Raw genomic sequence first — 17698 nt, 5'->3', positions numbered from 1 at the left:
CATTATCAGAAATACGAAAAAAGAACATCGTTTCCGATGTTCTTTCCTCTTAAAATACACCTTATTAGATACGTTTTGCCCCTATATATCTTGGCTTCCAATATTTATTGTTTGTGTAAGTGATCATTACTCCCTTTGAAGAGGAAGCCATAATCATTTTCCCTGCTCCGATATAGATGGCAACATGTGTCGGTTTGCTCGCCTTATTTGGTGCAAAAAACATCAAGTCTCCGGCATGTAAGGAGTATACACGATAACCTTTTGTATAAAACATTTGTGCAGCTGTACGTGGCAATGCTTTCCCTGCCTTACCGTATGAATACTTTACAAGACCTGAACAATCAAAACCTTGCGGTGTTATTCCGCCCCAACGATAGGGAACACCCAGATGTGCTTTTGCAACTGAAATTGCTTTTGCTTGATAATTATATGCCGCTTCAGCTTTATCACCCATAGTAGTAAACAAAGAGCTTAAAGAAGCTAAGATAGTAAGAGCTACGATGAATTTCTTTAGCATGATTGTTATTCCTCCCTGGTGTGATTTGATACACCAACTATACAAAAAAAGATTAACATAGGCGTCACAGGGAGATTACAATTATGTTACAAATTATATTGGAATAATTTTCGGTATAACAATAAAAAAAGATGGGAAAACTTTTCCCATCCTCTAAGACCTACTATAATCCACATTTTAATTGCGCATTGCAGTTCGTGCAGGTATTGCAGCCGCCGATTTCTTTTACTTTTCCTTTACGGCAGACCGGACATGTATTACCGACTTCTGATCCGATTGTTACATCTGTTGAGCGAAGGTCACTGATTGTGTCGACAAGGACGACGTGTTGTTTATGCTTTTCTTTCTTGGTAACTGTATCGTCAACCGTGTTCTCTTCCGCCTTAAGCGTTAATACTTGTGAATCTCGGGATCCGTCTACATAGACGGTACCACCTTTTGCACCGCCACGGTACAGGCGCTCATATACTTTTTCCACCTGTTCAACGCTGTATCCTTTAGGAGCATTGACGGTTTTACTGATGGAGCTGTCAATCCAGCGCTGAATGACACATTGGACGTCCGCATGCGCTTCCGGTGCAAGCTCCATCGCTGTTACAAACCAGTTTGGAAGATTATTTGCATCTGCTTCCGGGTGTTTTTCCAGGTATTCTTGGACGATATCCGCATTTACCTCAATAAATTTACCAAGGCGTCCGCTGCGGAAGTACGAGAATGAGAAATAAGGCTCAAGTCCTGTAGATACTCCGACCATTGTTCCAGTGGATCCTGTTGGAGCCACAGTTAGTAAATGTGAATTCCTTATTCCATTTTCTAAAATAGCTTGACGAACATCTTCAGGTATTTTTTTCAAGAATCCTGTATTGATAAAGGCCTGTCTTAAGCGATTCGTTTCTTCAATTGTTTCACCCGTTAAGAATGGGAAGCTTCCCTTCTCTTGTGCTAATTCAACGGATGTTTTATACGCAGTTACTGCAATCGTTTCAAACACTTTATCAATTAGTACATTTCCTGCATCTGAGCCGTACTCTGTTTCACAGTAGATTAATAGGTCATGTAAGCCCATTACTCCTAGGCCGACTCGGCGTTCACCAAGTGCTTGCTTTTTGTTTTCTTCAAGGAAGTACGGAGTTGCATTGATTACGTTGTCCTGCATTCTTACTCCGACAGCTACTGTTTTCTTAAGTTTTTCAAAATCAACTGTTTTTGTTTCCTTATCAGCCATTTCAGCAAGATTTACAGCTGCAAGGTTACAAACTGAAAATGGTGCGAGAGGCTGCTCTCCACACGGATTTGTTGCAACAACTTTTTGACCGTAAGATTTAGCGTTAGTCATGTCGTTTGCATTATCGATAAAGAAAATACCCGGTTCTGCTGAGTAGGTTGCACAAATGTTGATTAAGTTCCAAAGCTCTTTCGCCTTAATTTTTTTGTAAACCCGTACTTTGTGGCCAAGTTTTTCCCACTCACGCACATCTCCAACAATATGCCACTCTTCATTGTATATTTTCATTTCCTCTTGATCATAGCTTTCAACATAAGGGAAACGAAGATCGTATTCACTATCGTTTTCAACAGCTTCCATAAATTCATTTGTTAAACATACTGATATATTCGCACCTGTAAGAAACTCTGAATTATGAACGGAAAAATTACCCCCGATTTCTAATTTTTCTTCAGCATCGGCGATGATTTTCTCATCAAAGCCGCCATAACCGGGAATGTTTTTATAATTTACAATACCTTGATACATCGCTGTTTCTTGTAAAGTTAACGGTGTGAACTTTAACTTGTCCTTAGCATGCTTTTTAATCGTATCATCATTTGTATTTTCAATTAAGAAACGTAGAATTCTAGGATTCTGCATTTTAGAGATTATAAATTCAATAATGTCCGGATGCCAGTCCGTAAGCATGATCATCTGAGCGCCCCGGCGCGAGCCCCCTTGCTCAACTAAATGCGTCAATTTCGCAATATCATCCAACCATGAAACCGAACCCGATGATTTACCGTTTACGCCTCTTGCAAGGGTATTACGGGGTCTTAGGGTGGAACCATTCGTTCCGACACCGCCGCCGCGGCTCATTATTTCCATTACCTGTTTTCTGTGGTCAGAGATTCCTTCCCGGGAGTCCGGCACAAAAGGCATAACGTAGCAGTTAAAGAACGTAACATCTGTATTTGCCCCTGCTCCGTAAAGTACACGGCCTGCAGGTATAAAATTCATGCTCACAAGCTCCTGATAAAACTTTTCAAACCACTCTCTACGTTTCTCCTCCGTTGATTCAACCGAAGCAAGCCCCGTTGCATTCCGTTTGGCAATTTGCTCGTAGAAAAGCTCTAAAGGCTTCTCAATCACATCAAGTGAACGAACAATTATACCTGTACTAGCTTCTTCAGGGGCATCCAGGACTCCTCTGAATTCTTCTTCGACTAATACCTTTGCCTTTTTATTTTCCCAGTCAATTTCCATGATGGTTCCAAGGCCGCGTGCAGGAAATTTCGGATCTTCTTTAATTGTAAGAACAACAAAGTCGCCATTTGTGAGGGTAATCTTTTCAGTGTCTTTAAAGGTGTAACGGTCAAGCATGACTAGTCTTGAAACACCCTTGTGAGTTATTTTCATATCCGGGGTAACTGGGTGTACCTGGGGAAATAAGTGGATATCCTCATTCAACCTTTCAAAATCAATATTCATTTGTTGTCTAAAAACTACAGACATGAGAACAACTCCTTCAAAAATAAAATCTCTATCTTTTGCTAGAATCAATATCTAGTTGATAAACATAAGTTATCATATTTCGGAAGCATAAATCAACATATAGTACCGAAAATATTTTCGACACTACTACATATTGTGTTAAATTCAAGAAATAAAAATTTTGTCAAACTTAAAAGAAACTAGATTTAGGAGTAAATGAAAGCTTTTAACCTGTTTTCGGCAAAAAACAAGAAATTTTAACAATTTTCGCAGGTTGCTCTTTTTAATAAATAGGAATTATAGCTTAAAGAAATTACAACAAATAGAAAAAGCGGCAATCCGCCGCTTTTTATCTTTTGAAGTTCCATTCATCATTTTTATAGCGTTCATTCGCAATTTTTTGAACGTATGCCATTTCTTCCTCTGTTAAATGGTAGGGTTCAAGTTCAATATTAAGCCCTTCTGCAAAACCTTTATAGAACGCTTCTTTTGCCTCCTCTAAGGTAATCCTTCTTGGACTTATTTCATTGATTGCAACTGCTTTACTTTTAAAAGCCTTCCTCATCCGATCCTTTACCCTCTCATTTGGATATTTGAACAAGCTAAACAGCTTATCCTCATCTAAATCCAAGAGTATCGAGCCATGTTGTAAAATAACACCCTTTTGACGTGTTTGTGCACTGCCTGCCACCTTACGTCCTTCAACGACGAGCTCGTACCAGCTCGGGGCGTCAAAACATACGGCAGAACGTGGATTCTTCAATGCATCCCGTTCTTCATCTGTTTTTGGAACAGCAAAATAAGCTTCAAGTCCCAAATAATGAAATCCCTTTAAAATCCCTTCCGATATGACGCGATAAGCCTCGGTAACGGATTTTGGCATCTCAGGATGGTCTTCAGAAACAATAACACTATAGGTTAGCTCATGTTCGTGAAGAACCCCGCGCCCTCCCGTCGGTCTTCTAACAAAACCAAGCCCGTGAGCTATAACAGCATCCATATCTATTTCCTTTTCCACCTTTTGAAAATAACCGACAGATAAGGTTGCAGGATTCCACCCGTAGAAACGAATCACAGGGGGAATTTTCCCCTCGCTATGCCAATCTAACAATGCTTCATCTAAAGCCATATTGAAAGATGGTGAACCATTACCTGAATCAATAAAACGCCAAATTTCTTTCTTCATAAGTAACCCTCATTCGTATATTGTTAAAAAAATTTATTCAATTAAAGTCTACCAAATTCTGATATGAATTCAAAACAAACTGTTTCCGGTATAATTAATTAGGCCAAACTGAAAAGATTTTTTGCTATTCATCTTTACTCTTTAGTGGTTTCTTATATAATAAAAACTAGTGTAGCATAGCTTGAAAGGAGCAAAAAGAAGTTGAATTCACTTTATCCTCTATTAATCATTGTCGTTGCAGTTGTCATCTATTCTGTTTTTACTTATTTTTATCAAAAAAGAATTGTAAAAACAATTAAAGAAGAAGAGTTTCGTGCCGGATACCGAAAGGCTCAGTTAATTGATGTCCGTGAGCCGAATGAGTTCGAAGCTGGTCATATTTTAGGAGCACGTAATATTCCAATGTCACAAATGAAAATGCGAATGAAAGAAATTCGTTCTGATATGCCTGTTTATTTATATTGCCAAAGCGGTATGCGCAGCGCCCGTGCAGCACAATTTTTAAACCGTAAAGGTTATAAAGACCTAACACAGCTCCATGGCGGCTTTAAGGGCTGGTCAGGGAAGATTAAAACGAAGAAATAGTGTATACCTCCCGAAAGGACTTCTGTTTTAAGTGCAGAAGCCCTTTTTTTGTTCCATTTTTATCTGTTTTTTGAAACAAAAAAAGAGGTCAGATTAGATTTTCCTAATCTGACCTCTTTTTATCCATTAGGCCCTATGATACCTTAAAATCGGTTTCCGTGCCGCAGTTGTTTCGTCCATACGCCCGACAACAGTCGTATGTGGGGCTTCTTGGACGATTTCGGGATTTTCTTCTGCCTCTTTGGCAATTTGAATCATGATTTCGACAAATGAATCGAGTGTCTCTTTCGATTCGGTTTCAGTCGGCTCAATCATGATACATTCTTCCACATTTAATGGGAAGTAGATGGTTGGGGGATGATAGCCAAAATCCAACAGGCGCTTGGCAATATCCAACGTACGGACACCTAATTTTTTCTGGCGTCTGCCGCTTAAAACAAATTCATGTTTACAATGCCTATCAAACGGCAGGTCATAATATTCAGCAAGTCTCCTCATCATATAATTTGCATTTAATACGGCATATTCCGTTACTGCTTTTAATCCGTCAGGACCCATTGATCGAATGTACGTATAGGCACGAACGTTAATGCCAAAGTTACCGTAATATGGCTTTACACGGCCAATTGATTGCGGGCGGTCATAATCAAGTACGTATTCTTCCCCTCGTTTGGCGATAACCGGCTTCGGTAAGAACGGTATCAGGTCTGCTTTTACACCAACCGGACCGGAACCCGGACCGCCGCCACCGTGAGGACCAGTGAATGTTTTATGAAGATTTAAGTGAACAACGTCAAATCCCATGTCCCCAGGGCGAGCCTTTGAAAGAACAGCATTTAAGTTAGCTCCATCATAATAAAGCTTTCCACCTACTCCGTGGACTATTTCAGCCATTTCAAGAATGTTTTCTTCAAAAAGTCCCAGAGTATTCGGATTCGTTAACATTAAGGCTGCAGTATCTTCACCAACAACTCTTCTTAAATCCTCAAGATCAACAAGCCCGTTTTCATTTGATTTTACGGTAATTGTTTCCAGACCTGCGATTGTTGCAGAAGCAGGGTTTGTTCCATGCGCTGAATCCGGCACGATTACCTTCGTGCGTTTTAGATCGCCATTTGCTTCATGATAAGCACGGATCATCATTAATCCAGTCCACTCACCATGTGCACCGGCTGCCGGCTGCAGGGTCACTTCATCCATTCCGGTAATCTCAATTAAATGCTGCTGCAGGTCATACAAAAGCTCAAGAGCACCTTGGACAGAGCTTTCATCCTGAAGCGGATGCACATGGGCAAATCCGTTAAAACGGGCCACATTTTCATTGATTTTCGGATTGTATTTCATTGTACAAGAACCGAGCGGGTAAAATCCTGAATCGACACCGTGATTTCTTTTAGAAAGGGCTGTGTAGTGACGCATAATATCAAGCTCAGAAACTTCAGGAAGCTCAGGCTCTTCCGCGCGTAAATACCCTTCAGGAAGAAGGCTTTCAAGCTCAAGTTCCGGAACATCCATTTCCGGTAGGCTGTATCCGATTCTGCCCGGTGTACTAAGTTCAAAAATGAGTGCCTGGTCTTGATTATGCATGCAAATCCCCCAATTCTTTCACTAGAGTATCAATTTCTTCCTTCGTCCTTTGTTCTGTTACCGCAATCAGCATATGGTTGGATAGTTCAGGATAGTCACGTCCTAAATCATAGCCTCCGATGATTCCTTTTTGTAACAGCTTTTGATTAATTTCTTTTACCGTTTTATTTAGTTTAATAACAAATTCATTAAAAGAAGGGCCCTCAAAAACAACTTCTACCCCATTTTCTTTAAATGCAGTTTTTGCATAATGAGACTTCTGTAAATTCGCTGATGCCATTTCACGAACGCCTTTTTTGCCGAGAGCTGTCATTGCAACCGAGGCTGCAAGAGCATTCAAAGCCTGGTTTGAACAAATATTGGATGTCGCTTTATCACGACGGATATGCTGTTCACGTGCTTGAAGAGTTAGAACAAAACCGCGGCGTCCCTGTTCATCTGTTGTCTGTCCAACAAGACGGCCCGGGACCTTCCTCATTAACTTGGTTGTTACCGCAAAATATCCGCAGTGCGGACCGCCAAATGCAGTTGGAATCCCAAAAGGCTGAGCATCACCAATAACAATGTCTGCACCAAATTTTCCGGGAGGCGTTAACACACCAAGAGATAACGGATTGCTAGAAACGACAAACAAAGATTTATTTAAATGAATGATTTCTTCAAGCTCCTTTAGTGGCTCAATCCTGCCAAAAAAGTTTGGATATTGGACGATGACAGCAGCAACTTCCTCATTTGCTAATCCTTTTAAAGCATCTAAATCTGTTAAACCATCTTTTACCGGCACTTCAATTACATCCAAGTATTGTCCCTTGGCATACGTTTTGAGAACCTCACGGGATTCCGGATGTACAGCACCTGAAACGATAATCTTTTTCCGTTTTGTATGCCCTGCACTTAGCATTGCCGCTTCTGCCAGAGCGGTTCCGCCATCATACATGGAGGAGTTGGCAACATCCATTCCCGTTAATTCACAAATCATGCTTTGGAATTCAAAAATCGCTTGAAGCTCCCCCTGTGAAATTTCAGGCTGATATGGGGTATAGGCTGTATAAAACTCGGAACGGGAAATGACGTGATCCACGATAACCGGCATGTAGTGGTCATAAACCCCTGCACCAAGAAAAGATACATTTCTTTTTAAATCAGCATTCCGAGTGGCCATCTTAAATAGTTCTTTCATTAGAGCAGTTTCAGACTTTGCCGCTTTTATATTATATTCACCCTTGAATTTCACCTTCTCAGGAATGTCGCTGAACAGTTCATCAACGGAGGAAACACCAATCGTTTCAAGCATAGCCTTCTTATCTTCTTCAGTCATAGGTAAATAGCGATGTCTCATTAACCTGGCTCCCTTCAGTTATTTCCGATCTCTTTTGTAAAAAGGTGTTGGAACTACTTTAGCTTTTAAACGTTTACCGCGAATTTCAACTTCTACTTCTGAATCAAGCCCTGCAAATTGTGTTGTAATCAAGGCAAGACCAATATTTTTCTTTAAGGTTGGAGATTGAGTACCGGTGGTAACTTCCCCTATTTGTTCTTCCCCTTTATAAACAGGGTATCCGTGACGAGGAATCCCTCGGTCAATCATTTCGATTCCAACCATTTTTCTTGGAATTCCATTCGTTTTTTGAGCCAGTAATGCAACTTTACCAATAAAGTCTGTTTCTTTATTTAATTTCACAGCAAAGCCGATTCCTGCCTCAAGCGGGGAAACTTCAGGCGATAATTCCTGACCGTAAAGCGCTAAATTCGCTTCAAAGCGAAGAGTATCCCTTGCCCCTAATCCGCAAGGTAAAACCCCTTCCTCCTCACCGGCTTTTAAAATAGCCTGCCAAAGTTCAACCGCATCATTAGAATCGCAATAGACTTCAAAGCCATCTTCACCGGTATATCCTGTTCTTGAAACAAGTGCTGTTTTGCCTGCTAATTTGACTGCCAGTTGGAATTTGAAAAAGCCGATTTCACTTAGATCGGAACCATCCGCAAGCTTTTGCAGTACTTGTTCAGCCAATGGCCCTTGGATGGCTAATTGTGCTGTTTTTTCAGATAGGTTTTCAATTCTTACATCGCCGGCTAAATGGGATTCAAGCCATTTGTAATCTTTATCAATATTCGAAGCGTTAATAACAAGCAGATAATGATTGTCTTCGATTTTGTATACAAGCAAATCATCTACTGTTCCGCCATTTTCATAGCACATTGCAGTGTACTGTGCTCCGCCGTTTTTTAATTTTGAAACATCATTTGTCATCATCTTTTGCAAGTAATTTAAGCTGTCAGTCCCCTTTACTTCCACTTCACCCATATGGGAAACATCAAACAAACCGGCTCTTGTGCGGACAGCTTCATGTTCTTCTTTAATGCTTGAAAATTGGACAGGCAGCTCCCAGCCTCCAAAATCGATTGTCTTTCCTCCATATTGCTTGTAAACATCAAATAGTGGAGTCCGTTTTAATTCAGGCATGATTAAATCCCCTTTTTTCAGTCATTTTTTTAAAGCAAAAAAGGACAGAAACCTCCCTTTGAAATGTAGAAGGTCTCTGTCCTTGCACCTGAAAGTTTACCGAAATCGGCTTTCCCCTTTGGTGGCTACACATTTTTAGGTAGCACTCTCCAGAGCTGCGTCAAACAAGAGTTCTTTTGCCTGAGAGATTCACAATTCTGCTTGCTCCTTCGGCGCTACAAAGGTAGTCTCTCCCCTTGTTGTCATTCGCATTATAAAATTTTCCATTAAGGTCATACTAAATTATACCACTAAAATAAATTACTTTATTACAATATTTAAAACTTTCAAAGCTATTAACATCCTACCATTAAAACGATATTTTGAGCAATATATTTTATGCACAAAAAGGAGCTGAAAACCATGTCGGTTCAAATTGAATTTGATTCCTCTTGGCAGGATGATTTTTTACATCGAATTGACCACGATGGTCCATGGGGAAATTGGGAGCTTTTTAAACTAGCAATCGGGGTGGAAAAACATCTAGTGATTCCTGAATTTGAGGGATTACGGGCGCCAAGTCATCTACCGCATTTAACTCCCCTTCCCCACCAGCTCGAAACAGCAAAACAAGTAATTGAAAACATGAATGGCAAGGCCATTCTTGCGGATGAAGTAGGTCTTGGAAAAACAATTGAAGCAGGCTTAATATTAAAAGAATACATGATTCGCGGACTCGTAAAAAAAGTATTAATACTTGTTCCGGCATCATTGGTAACACAATGGGCAATTGAACTGAATAGTAAATTTTTCATCCCCGCCATTACGCAAAGAAAAAGCTATGTATGGGACCAATGCGATGTGGTTGTTTCATCGATCGATACTGCCAAACGGAATCCACATCGGGATATTATATATAATCAAAACTATGACCTCATTATTATTGATGAAGCCCATAAGCTGAAAAATAACAAAACGAAAAACTATGAATTTGTTCAAAACCTGAAAAAGAAATTCTGTTTATTATTAACAGCAACCCCCATTCAAAACCGTATCGAAGAAATTTTCAATCTCGTTTCTCTATTGAAACCGGGACACTTGGGCAGCGAATCGGCTTTTTATGAAAAATACAAACGGGATTCCAGGTCTTTAAATGATGATGAGCATCTAAAGGAATTAGTGAACAAAGTAATGATTCGTAATCGGAGAGCCGATACAGGTATTGAATGGACAAAACGGCATGTCGAAACAATTCCGATTGAATTTACAGCACAAGAAAAAGAATTATATGAAGCTGTTACCGAACTGAGAGGCGAGGGAGATTGGGTCCAGTCCAGTGCCTTTTCTGTCATGACCTTACAAAGGGAGGCATGCAGCAGCAGGGAAGCTGTTTTTTATACACTTAAAAACATGTTACAGAAAAAGGAAAATCCCTCCAAGGCATATGAAGAGCAAATTCAGTTTTTAATTTCGAAGGTGGAAGCCGTTCAGCAGAATTCAAAAGCTGAAAAAGCCCTTGAATTGATCCAAAAAGTCAATGATAAAGTCATTATCTTTACAGAATATCGGGCAACCCAGCTGTATCTGCAATGGTTTTTAAAACAACACAGTATCTCCTCCGTCCCGTTTCGCGGCGGTTTTAAACGCGGAAAAAAAGATTGGATGCGGGAGCTCTTTCAAAAACATGCCCAGGTGTTAATTGCAACTGAAGCAGGCGGTGAAGGGATTAACCTGCAATTTTGTAATCACATTATTAATTTTGACTTGCCGTGGAATCCAATGAGACTCGAACAGCGAATCGGAAGGATTCACCGTCTCGGACAGGAAAAAGATGTAATGATCTATAATTTTGCGATAAAAAACACCGTTGAAGAACATATCTTAAAGCTTTTATATGAAAAAATTGAATTATTTGAGCATGTCATCGGTGAACTTGATGATATCTTAACCAAATTAGAGTTTGGCAATATCGAGGATCACCTGATAGATATCTTCGGGCAATCCTGTTCCGAAGGTGAAATGCGAATAAAGATGGATAACTTAACATCCATGATTGAATTTGCAAAAGACGTAAAGAAAGGAGATTCACATGCAGCAGCAGGAAATTCATAACTTTCTTATACAGTATTTTCAAGCTAATGATTGTGGAATAGTAGAAAATGGAAGCGGGTTTTTGACCGTGCAATTATCCATTGAGCTTGATAAAGCGCTAATGAACCGTCCTTTTTACTGGCACTATTTAGAGAAAACAGGCGGCATCCCAAACCCAATGAGGCTGACATTCATTACAAACCGGGATACGGCCCCGGAGAATATAAAGGGTGAAACGATTTACTTTGGTTCTCCAAGGCTCCATCAAATTTTTGAATCCACGAAAAACTTAGCAGGGTTTATCCGTCTATACGAAAATCACCGCCATTTAAACCAACAAACACCGATGCTGCCATGGCTGTGTATGAATGTAAAAATATCCTATCAATGTGATCGTAAACGCGATATTTTTAAATCCATCGGCTTACAGCTCATAAATGGACAAATGGTCGAAGATTTTCATGATCGATTATTGCAGATTCCATTAACACCGAAAATCCCTGATTACTCGTTTACCTTATCACCATTGGTGAAGCCGAAAAGCGGAATGTCAAGAATTGAAAATTACCTTAAATCCGTAATCGAAGCCGATGACCATACGTGGGCAGAAGAAGCAAGAAGGAGATGGGATCAGGATTTACAACTGTTGGATCATTTTTATGAAGACGCGGAAGAACAAAATGAAAGCTATGAGACAGAAAAAAAGTCACTCCAAGAGCAGTATGAGCCAAAAATTCATATTTCCTTTATTAATGGCGGGTTATTTTATTTGACCGACAAGGCGATTTAAAAAAGCTTACCAACAAAATTTATCCTTTTTATCTGGTTTAATTTTAATTTTTTCGCCGGAAAAAAAGGATATTTTTTGTGTTAAAAAATTATAATTTTTTTTAAAAATAAAGAAGGAAAACATAGAACATTGTCGAATTACTTTCAAGACAAATTAAAAAGGTGGTGTTACTCATTGTTAGTGCTATTGAAATTTTAGCAAACAGGATCATCACAGATGCCACAAGAAACCAGGCAACAGATATACACATTGTTCCAAGAAAGAAAGATACGCTTGTTCAAATTCGCTTAACCAACAAATTAATTCCTCGATTAACCCTTCCAAAAGATGAATGCGACCGATTGATTTCACATTTTAAATTCACTGCCAATATGGATATCGGGGAAAGAAGACGCCCTCAGAACGGAGCCATTGTTTGTGAAGTAGACGGACAATTGATGGGACTTAGACTTTCAACACTTCCATCGAACAACAGAGAGAGCCTTGTTATACGGCTTTTACCCCAACAAGAACAGATACCTTTTCATCAACTCTCCTTATTTCCTTCAATGACAAGAAAGCTCCTTGCACTCCTTAAACACGCTCATGGCTTAATAATTTTCACAGGTCCAACCGGAAGCGGTAAAACGACAACCCTTTACTCCCTACTAAATGAGACTGCTCACCTTTTTCATCGCAATGTCATTACTCTCGAGGATCCCATCGAAAAAAACTATGATTCCGTTTTACAGGTACAAGTGAATGAAAAAGCAGGTGTTACCTATGCAGCCGGTCTAAAAGCCATTCTGCGCCATGACCCTGACATTATTATGGTCGGAGAAATCAGAGATGCGGAAACTGCGAAGATCGCTGTTCGTGCGGCACTTACGGGGCATTTGGTGCTTTCGACCATGCATACAAGGAATGCATTGGGTGCGGTTTATCGACTCCATGAATTTGGTGTAAATTGGCTTGAAGTGGAACAAACACTAATTGCGGTTACAGCTCAGCGGTTAGTAGAACTAACATGCCCATTTTGCAAAGAAGAATGTTCACCATATTGTTATTCATACGGTCGATGGAAAAGGGCCAGTGTGTTTGAACTGTTATCTGGTAGAAACTTAAGTGCCGCCATGAAAGCAGCAAAGGGTGTAAATGTTGAATCACATTACAGGACAATAAAAGAGGTTATTAAAAAAGGAATAGCTCTCGGATACATTAAAGAATCTGAATATGAACGCCTGGTGTATGATCATGAAACGACGACATAAATGGTCTGTGAATGAACAAGCGAGTTTTTTGAAAAGAACGGGTGAATTGCTGGCAAGGGGCTATCCGATTGCAGAAGCGATCGAGTCGATCTCCCATCACTTGCCTTCCAATCGAAAAGAGGAGTTATTTGAGTGTTTAATTAATTTAAGAAAGGGTTTGCCGTTTCATGAGACTTTAGAAAATCTCGGTTTCCACAAAGACTTAATCGGTTATGTCTATTTTGCAGAACAACATGGCAGCTTTGCAGAAGCACTTTTAGAAGGGAGTGGATTAGCACTACTAAAAGATAAAGATGTTCGGAAGCTATTAAAATTACTGCAATATCCGTTGGTACTCATTTTCATTACTGGCTTTTTATTTATTTTCGTGGAAAATACATTATTGCCAAAATTTTCAATCCTTTTTAAATCTATGGGACTGGAAGCGAATTTTTTTACAAAGGTCATCTATATTTTTGGCCAATATTTCCCTTTGGCAATTGGCCTTCTCCTTGTCATTCTTTTATCCATCGCCCTTTACTACGTTCTTATTTTTCGGAAGATTTCTATCCTGAAGCAAAGGTCTCAGCTAGTTCGTATTCCAATTGCCGGAAGGATCCTCAAATTGTTATTTACCCACTATTTTTCCGTTCAACTGAGTTTCCTATTATCCGGAGGTATTTCGGTATCCGAAGCCTTGCTTCTCTTTGAAAAAAATCTAAAGCAGCCGTTCTATAGCCAGCTCGGTAAGGAAATAAAGCTAAAACTAGTTTCAGGTGAAAAACTAGAGACTATTTTATCCACTTACTCTTTTTTTGAAAAAGAATTTCCCGTCATTGTCAAACACGGTCAAGAAAATGGAAAGCTCGAACAAGAGTTACTTTTCTTCAGTCAACATTGTGTTGCCAATATGGAAGAGAAAATTGAAAAAAGCGCCAAATTTATTCAGCCTATTTTGTACCTTTTTATCGCATTCCTCGTTGTATCAATGTATTTAGCAATTCTCTTACCTATGTTCCATCTAATGGATGGAATTTAAAAAATGGAGGTTAAAAAAATGAAAAATGAAAAAGGGTTCACACTAATTGAAATGATGATCGTTATGCTGATTATTTCCGTTTTATTAATCATCACAATCCCGAATATTACAAAACATAGCTCTACTATCAACGATAAAGGCTGCCAGGCATTTATTAAAATGGTACAAGCTCAAGAGCAATCGTTTGAAATGGAAAAGAAAAGAGTTCCTACCGGTGTCGATGAACTTATCACAGAAGGCTATTTAAGGGAGGATGCTAAAGGATGCCCAAATGGTAAAACTGAAGTAAAAATCGATTCCGACGGGGCTGTAACAGCTATTGCAAAAACTACTGCTCCATAATGAAAAACAAGCAGGATGGATTTACACTAATTGAATCGTTGCTCGTTCTGTCTGTCTTTTTAATAATTTCCTCGATCACAGCCTTCACCCTTAAACCGCAATACTCAACGATCGACGATGAGGCCTTCTTATCCCAGCTTCAAGCGGACTTACTTTATGCGCAGCAATACGCTATTTCCCACCAACATGAAGTGACCGTTATTTTTTTTTCCGATCAATATAAATACAATATTTATATGCGCTCTGATCTTCCTAATATAATCGAGAGAAATTATTCGACCAATATGACTGTCTATGGTGGTTCCCTTCCTTTATATTTTAAATTCCTGCCGGACGGAAATGTGAACAAGTTTGGCTCATTTTATATCAAATCCAGTAAAAAGAATTATCGGTTAACCGTTTTGATTGGAAAGGGACGGTTTTATGTTGTTGAAGAATAAAGGATTCTTTTTGCTCGAACTGCTTTTGTCATTGTCTGCTTGGTTCATGATGGGACTGTTTCTAATTCCGTTGTTAATTGATATGACCAATCAATTTAGACAATTAGAAGTGGATAATTATGCCCGTCAGCTTTTGTATGAGGAGCTTCAAGTAAAATTAATCGATGGACAATCTACCACAAGTTACTCCAAATTTCTTAATGGAATAGAATTTAATATCTATTGGAGAGATTCGTCAGTGCTTGGACAAAAGGAGGCGTGCGTAAAGGTTGAAAAAAATTCGTTCTATTCTAAAACAGAACTATGCTCTATTCCTGAATGAACAAGGTTTTACGCTCATTGAAGCTCTTTTTGCGTTTTCGATTTTTACGATAATTGTTTTTTTTATAACTCCAACCATTCAAATGATGTTAAACAATAAAAACTCGCAGCCGAGAATTCAAGAAATGGAGTGGCAGGTTTTTTGCAGCCAAATAAAAAAGGAAATTCGGATGAGCACCCGTGCTGAAGTTGTGTCCGGAAAATTGGTATTAACAGAAGCCACGGATACCATCCTATATGAAAAGTACGGTAATAACCTACGCAGGCGTGTGAATTATACAGGTAATGAAACCTTATTGCAAAATGTTTCAGAATTTACTTTTACGGTATTGAACAATGCAGTAAAAGTTACGGTTAAGGATCTCTGGGGCAAAGAATACTCAGTCGTTGTCTATTCCTTAATCAATTGGAATACAGCATCATGAGGAAAAACGAAAAAGGGTTTACTTATCCACTTACATTATGTGTATTAATACTTTTTCTCTTATTTTTCTCCTCTCATGTTGAACGGTTACTAACGGAAAAAGAAATGGCCCATGAAACAGCGCTCATTTTACAACAGGACTATTATTTCCTGACCACTGTAAAGAAGATTGAAAAGTTGTACCAATCTACCGGAATTCAACTCAAGGGTTCGTTTAAGTACATTAATGGGAAAATGGATTATCAAGCTGAAACACCTATAGGAACCTCACAAAAGATTAGTTTCACCCTGCGCCTAAATTCAGGTGAAACGGTGATTGGAAGGGGATATTTTGATATTAAGCTTAAAAGAATGGTAAAATGGCTGGAGATGAATTAGTGCAAAAGACTGATTGAAAATGAGGTTTTTGGACATACTTGTTGATGAAATAAAAAGGCAGGTGTGTCAATGAAAACAAATGACTATGTAAAATACATGACCCAGACTCTCGTAAAATATGCTGACCAACCAAAAGACGAACGGAAAAGGCTTCGTAAAGAGCGAAAGCAAGCAAAAGCAGCTTTTTGGTATCGTTGGTTCGGGATTCTCCCCTATGTCGTTTATACGGAAGTAAAGAATCGAAAAAAAGGATAAAGAAGTAGAAGTCACCTTCTGCTTCTTTATTTTGTTTTAATCCTTCGATTGCGAAAATTCCCCATTGACATATTAAATATTAACTTTTTCACCGTAGAAAATTTATTATCTAAAAATTAGTATTTGACATACAACGTGTACATAATTTGTTTATCTTTTGTACAATCTTATTCTGATTCCAAGATGGTAATTGTGAACATTTTCTAAACATATAGTGTTTACATTGTTAACCTCATTCCCATGCGATTAGGGCTGTATTATAATGGAATAAATTATGGGGGGCCGAGGTGAGCCAATATGGAACAAACATTAAAAATAACAAACGTTCTATCAGATCCAACACGTTACTACATTTACCAATACATTACGAAACGGCATCAAGAAGTTACCGTACAGGAGGTTGCCGAAAATTTTAATATTCATCCAAATGTAGCGAGACTACATTTATCAAAGCTTGAGGATGTTAACATGTTAGTCTCGGAAACAAAAAAAACCGGTAAAGGCGGAAGACCAAGCAGACTATATCGCTTATCCGACGATGTCATTCAACTGCATTTTCCGTTCCGCGACTATATGCTTTTATCCAAGGTTGCCATTCAAACAATGATGTCGCTGGGAGAAGACGGCAGGAAAGCGCTATTTAAAACAGGTAAGCATTTCGGTACAGAAATTATTGAGCAGGAAATGGCAAGAAGATCGCTTAGTGATGAATTAGAATTTGACCAAAAGCTAAACATATTAAAAACTGCTGCTACCTTGGCCGGTTTTTATCCGGAATTTGAAGCAAATGGAGAAAAGACAAAAATCTATTTCCAAATCTTTAATTGTCCATTTAAAGAAGTAGCAGAGGAACACGAAACAGTATGCAGCATGCATCATGAGTTTTTAAAGGGCATGTTTGAAGCCCTATTTGATTCTGTTGAATTAATTGAGAAAGAAAACATGTTTTCGGGATGCGATACGTGTTCCTATCAGGCACTGGTTACAAACTAATCTGAAACCATTATTTACATTACTATTACTTTTACATTATAATATTGTAATGATGGTATCATGTGGTAAAAGGAGGGATACATATGGATCGTATGTTTAGAGTTTTGGGTTTTTGGACCGGTATTTTTACTGTAATGTTTTATCTTGGACATATGGATAAAACAGCCCTGCTTTTCTTAGCCCAAACCGGATTCTTTGTTCTGCTTAGCTATCTTAAACTGTCCGAGCGTATGTATATGTACATTTTCGCAGCCTATTTAACTATTTTCTTCGCAGGCTTCACTTATTGGACAACATTTATGATGCCTCTGGGAACTATGGGACCTGTGGGACCTTTGTGACAATAAGAAGCAATTCATGTACGTAAAACGCCAGAG

At 39.0% G+C, this 17698-nt stretch carries 19 protein-coding genes and 1 riboswitch; of the genes, 13 read left to right on the top strand and 6 right to left on the bottom strand.

All coding sequences use genetic code 11. The features are described 5' to 3' along the window. Positions 1-64: 64 nt before the first annotated feature. The 3 genes from J2S10_RS02280 to J2S10_RS02270 form a co-directional block, all read right to left on the bottom strand. Complete coding sequence (locus J2S10_RS02280; RefSeq protein WP_307404098.1) at positions 65-517, bottom strand: C40 family peptidase; 453 nt, start codon at positions 515-517, stop codon at positions 65-67. Positions 518-680: 163 nt separating this feature from the next. Further along, positions 681-3239 (bottom strand): vitamin B12-dependent ribonucleotide reductase, encoded by a 2559-nt coding sequence (locus J2S10_RS02275; RefSeq protein ID WP_307404097.1) that lies wholly within the window; start codon positions 3237-3239, stop codon positions 681-683. Positions 3240-3567: 328 nt separating this feature from the next. Next, positions 3568-4404: a lipoate--protein ligase family protein gene (locus J2S10_RS02270; RefSeq protein ID WP_307404096.1), complete on the bottom strand. Its 837-nt coding sequence runs from the start codon at positions 4402-4404 to the stop codon at positions 3568-3570. Between the two features lie 201 nt (positions 4405-4605). Between J2S10_RS02270 and J2S10_RS02265 the strand changes: the two genes are divergently transcribed. Next, complete coding sequence (locus J2S10_RS02265; protein WP_307404095.1) at positions 4606-4989, top strand: rhodanese-like domain-containing protein; 384 nt, start codon at positions 4606-4608, stop codon at positions 4987-4989. Between the two features lie 126 nt (positions 4990-5115). On the opposite strand, the gene gcvPB is transcribed toward J2S10_RS02265, so the two are convergent. The 3 genes from gcvPB to gcvT are packed head-to-tail and all read right to left on the bottom strand — an operon-like array spanning position 5116 to position 9040. Further along, positions 5116-6576: an aminomethyl-transferring glycine dehydrogenase subunit GcvPB gene (gcvPB, locus tag J2S10_RS02260; RefSeq protein ID WP_307404094.1), complete on the bottom strand. Its 1461-nt coding sequence runs from the start codon at positions 6574-6576 to the stop codon at positions 5116-5118. Next, positions 6569-7915 (bottom strand): aminomethyl-transferring glycine dehydrogenase subunit GcvPA, encoded by a 1347-nt coding sequence (gene gcvPA, locus J2S10_RS02255; protein WP_307404093.1) that lies wholly within the window; start codon positions 7913-7915, stop codon positions 6569-6571. Before gcvPA ends, gcvPB begins: the two co-directional genes overlap by 8 nt. A gap of 18 nt (positions 7916-7933) precedes the next feature. Further along, entirely contained in the window at positions 7934-9040 is a 1107-nt protein-coding gene (gene gcvT / locus J2S10_RS02250) for a glycine cleavage system aminomethyltransferase GcvT (protein WP_307404092.1), read from the bottom strand. Between the two features lie 158 nt (positions 9041-9198). Beyond that, a riboswitch (glycine riboswitch) is annotated at positions 9199-9286 on the bottom strand. 156 nt (positions 9287-9442) lie between these two features. Between gcvT and J2S10_RS02245 the strand changes: the two genes are divergently transcribed. The 12 genes from J2S10_RS02245 to J2S10_RS02190 all read left to right on the top strand — a co-directional run bounded on the left by J2S10_RS02245 (position 9443) and on the right by J2S10_RS02190 (position 17662). Beyond that, complete coding sequence (locus tag J2S10_RS02245; RefSeq protein WP_307404091.1) at positions 9443-11131, top strand: DEAD/DEAH box helicase; 1689 nt, start codon at positions 9443-9445, stop codon at positions 11129-11131. Beyond that, positions 11109-11900, top strand: coding sequence for a YqhG family protein (locus J2S10_RS02240; RefSeq protein ID WP_307404090.1), 792 nt, complete (start codon positions 11109-11111; stop codon positions 11898-11900). The genes J2S10_RS02245 and J2S10_RS02240 overlap by 23 nt, the downstream gene beginning before the upstream one ends. Before the next feature lie 161 nt (positions 11901-12061). Continuing rightward, entirely contained in the window at positions 12062-13150 is a 1089-nt protein-coding gene (gene comGA, locus J2S10_RS02235) for a competence type IV pilus ATPase ComGA (protein WP_307404089.1), read from the top strand. Next, positions 13134-14168, top strand: coding sequence for a competence type IV pilus assembly protein ComGB (comGB, locus tag J2S10_RS02230; protein WP_307404088.1), 1035 nt, complete (start codon positions 13134-13136; stop codon positions 14166-14168). The genes comGA and comGB overlap by 17 nt, the downstream gene beginning before the upstream one ends. 18 nt (positions 14169-14186) lie before the next feature. After that, entirely contained in the window at positions 14187-14510 is a 324-nt protein-coding gene (gene comGC, locus J2S10_RS02225) for a competence type IV pilus major pilin ComGC (RefSeq protein WP_307404087.1), read from the top strand. Then, positions 14510-14950 (top strand): competence type IV pilus minor pilin ComGD, encoded by a 441-nt coding sequence (gene comGD, locus J2S10_RS02220; protein ID WP_307404086.1) that lies wholly within the window; start codon positions 14510-14512, stop codon positions 14948-14950. Before comGC ends, comGD begins: the two co-directional genes overlap by 1 nt. Beyond that, the gene (locus tag J2S10_RS02215) at positions 14934-15272 is read left to right on the top strand and encodes a hypothetical protein (RefSeq protein ID WP_307404085.1); all 339 of its coding nucleotides are present in this window, start codon (positions 14934-14936) and stop codon (positions 15270-15272) included. The genes comGD and J2S10_RS02215 overlap by 17 nt, the downstream gene beginning before the upstream one ends. Further along, positions 15220-15696, top strand: coding sequence for a competence type IV pilus minor pilin ComGF (gene comGF / locus J2S10_RS02210; RefSeq protein ID WP_307404084.1), 477 nt, complete (start codon positions 15220-15222; stop codon positions 15694-15696). The genes J2S10_RS02215 and comGF overlap by 53 nt, the downstream gene beginning before the upstream one ends. Beyond that, positions 15693-16073, top strand: a complete 381-nt coding sequence (comGG, locus tag J2S10_RS02205) for a competence type IV pilus minor pilin ComGG (protein WP_307404083.1) — start codon at positions 15693-15695, stop codon at positions 16071-16073. Before comGF ends, comGG begins: the two co-directional genes overlap by 4 nt. Positions 16074-16142: 69 nt before the next feature. Then, positions 16143-16328, top strand: coding sequence for a YqzE family protein (locus J2S10_RS02200; RefSeq protein WP_307404082.1), 186 nt, complete (start codon positions 16143-16145; stop codon positions 16326-16328). Between the two features lie 297 nt (positions 16329-16625). Further along, positions 16626-17321 carry a helix-turn-helix transcriptional regulator gene (locus J2S10_RS02195; protein ID WP_307404081.1) on the top strand — a complete coding sequence of 232 codons (696 nt, stop codon included), beginning with the start codon at positions 16626-16628 and terminating at the stop codon, positions 17319-17321. A gap of 83 nt (positions 17322-17404) precedes the next feature. Beyond that, entirely contained in the window at positions 17405-17662 is a 258-nt protein-coding gene (locus tag J2S10_RS02190; RefSeq protein WP_307404080.1) for a DUF2626 domain-containing protein, read from the top strand. Positions 17663-17698: the final 36 nt, after the last annotated feature.

This window comes from Neobacillus ginsengisoli, from assembly GCF_030813055.1.
The sequence above is the reverse complement of the archived record's forward strand: the minus strand, read 5'-3'. Positions and strand labels throughout refer to the sequence as shown.